The sequence below is a fragment of the Comamonas testosteroni genome, assembly GCF_000761245.1.
GTDB classification, from domain to species: domain Bacteria; phylum Pseudomonadota; class Gammaproteobacteria; order Burkholderiales; family Burkholderiaceae_C; genus Comamonas; species Comamonas testosteroni_C.
This window is the reverse complement of sequence record NZ_AWOR01000091.1, coordinates 1-2665: the sequence shown is the minus strand read 5'-3', so window position 1 is coordinate 2665 and position 2665 is coordinate 1. Positions and strand designations below refer to the sequence as shown.

Sequence of the window (2665 nt, the reverse complement as noted above, 5' to 3'; positions counted from 1 at the left end):
GGCTGTTCTTTAAAAATTCATAGAGTCGAAATCAGCGTTGCTGGTGGAAAGCGCAAACCAAGGTTTGTGCACCGTGCCGCCAGCAACTTTTTGATTGCGTCAAAACAGATATTTTGCGAATGCAAATTTATCTAGTAATGACGAATATTCTCTAAGCTGCATCGAAAGATGCAGCCAAAGATATTCACATTACGGCATAACGCGTGAGGTGCAAGACCTCACCAGTCTTTGAAACCAGGCTTTGATTCTCGATGAGAGAGTCCAAAGTTATAGGGTCAAGTGACTAAGAGCATATGGTGGATGCCTTGGCGATGATAGGCGACGAAAGACGTGATAGCCTGCGATAAGCTTCGGGGAGCTGGCAAATAAGCTTTGATCCGGAGATTTCTGAATGGGGGAACCCACCTCGCAAGAGGTATCGTGCACTGAATACATAGGTGCTCGAAGCGAACCTGGAGAACTGAAACATCTAAGTACCCAGAGGAAAAGACATCAACCGAGATTCCGATAGTAGTGGCGAGCGAATTCGGAAGAGCCTTGCAGTGATAGTCGATCAGTTAACAAAACGGCATGGAAAGGCCGACCATAGTGGGTGATAGTCCCGTATGTGAAAACCGATCGGTGGTACTAGGCTGCAGACAAGTAGGGCGGGGCACGAGAAACCCTGTCTGAATATGGGGGGACCATCCTCCAAGGCTAAATACTCATCATCGACCGATAGTGAACCAGTACCGTGAGGGAAAGGCGAAAAGAACCCCGGGAGGGGAGTGAAATAGATCCTGAAACCGTATGCTTACAAAAAGTCGGAGCCCTTAGGGGTGACGGCGTACCTTTTGTATAATGGGTCAGCGACTTACATTCAGTGGCAAGCTTAACCGAATAGGGGAGGCGAAGAGAAATCGAGTCCGAATAGGGCGATTAGTCGCTGGGTGTAGACCCGAAACCAAGTGATCTATCCATGGCCAGGATGAAGGTGCCGTAACAGGTACTGGAGGTCCGAACCCACTAATGTTGCAAAATTAGGGGATGAGCTGTGGATAGGGGTGAAAGGCTAAACAAACTTGGAAATAGCTGGTTCTCTCCGAAAACTATTTAGGTAGTGCCTCAAGTATTACCGTCGGGGGTAGAGCACTGTTTAGGCTAGGGGGTCATGGCGACTTACCAAACCTATGCAAACTCCGAATACCGACGAGTACAGCTTGGGAGACAGAGCACCGGGTGCTAACGTCCGGACTCAAGAGGGAAACAACCCAGACCGCCAGCTAAGGTCCCTAAAACGGGCTAAGTGGGAAACGAAGTGGGAAGGCTAAAACAGTCAGGATGTTGGCTTAGAAGCAGCCATCATTTAAAGAAAGCGTAATAGCTCACTGATCGAGTCGTCCTGCGCGGAAGATGTAACGGGGCTAAGCCAGTTACCGAAGCTGCGGATTTGCAATTTATTGCAAGTGGTAGGAGAGCGTTCTGTAAGCCTGTGAAGGTGTCTGGTAACGGATGCTGGAGGTATCAGAAGTGCGAATGCTGACATGAGTAGCGTTAAAGGGGGTGAAAAGCCCCCTCGCCGTAAGCGCAAGGTTTCCTACGCAACGTTCATCGGCGTAGGGTGAGTCGGCCCCTAAGGCGAGGCAGAGATGCGTAGCTGATGGGAAACAGGTCAATATTCCTGTACCGATCAATAGTGCGATGTGGGGACGGAGAAGGTTAGCTCAGCCAACTGTTGGATATGTTGGTTCAAGCCTGTAGTCGTGCCTGGTAGGCAAATCCGCCAGGCTTAGATGAGGGGTGATAACGAGTCTGCTTGCAGACGAAGTGAGTGATACCCTGCTTCCAGGAAAAGCCACTAAGCTTCAGCTATTGACGACCGTACCGCAAACCGACACTGGTGCGCGAGATGAGTATTCTAAGGCGCTTGAGAGAACTCAGGAGAAGGAACTCGGCAAATTGACACCGTAACTTCGGGAGAAGGTGTACCCCAAGTAAGTGAAGTTGTACAAACGGAGCTCAAAGGGGTTGCAAAAAATTGGTGGCTGCGACTGTTTAATAAAAACACAGCACTCTGCAAACACGAAAGTGGACGTATAGGGTGTGACGCCTGCCCGGTGCTGGAAGATTAAATGATGGGGTGCAAGCTCTTGATTGAAGTCCCAGTAAACGGCGGCCGTAACTATAACGGTCCTAAGGTAGCGAAATTCCTTGTCGGGTAAGTTCCGACCTGCACGAATGGCGTAACGATGGCCACACTGTCTCCTCCTGAGACTCAGCGAAGTTGAAATGTTTGTGATGATGCAATCTCCCCGCGGAAAGACGGAAAGACCCCATGAACCTTTACTGTAGCTTTGTATTGGACTTTGAACGGATCTGTGTAGGATAGGTGGGAGGCTTTGAAGTGCGGTCGCTAGATCGCATGGAGCCAACGTTGAAATACCACCCTGGTGCGTTTGAGGTTCTAACCTGGATCCATTATCTGGATCGGGGACAGTGCATGGTAGGCAGTTTGACTGGGGCGGTCTCCTCCCAAAGCGTAACGGAGGAGTTCGAAGGTACGCTAGTTACGGTCGGACATCGTGACGATAGTGCAATGGCATAAGCGTGCTTAACTGCGAGACTGACAAGTCGAGCAGATGCGAAAGCAGGACATAGTGATCCGGTGGTTCTGTATGGAAGGGCC

General features: G+C 50.1%; 1 rRNA gene. It reads left to right on the top strand.

What is annotated here, in order from left to right:
* Positions 1-273: 273 nt before the first annotated feature.
* Positions 274-2665: ribosomal RNA gene (locus P353_RS25290) — 23S ribosomal RNA — on the top strand; the annotation flags it as partial.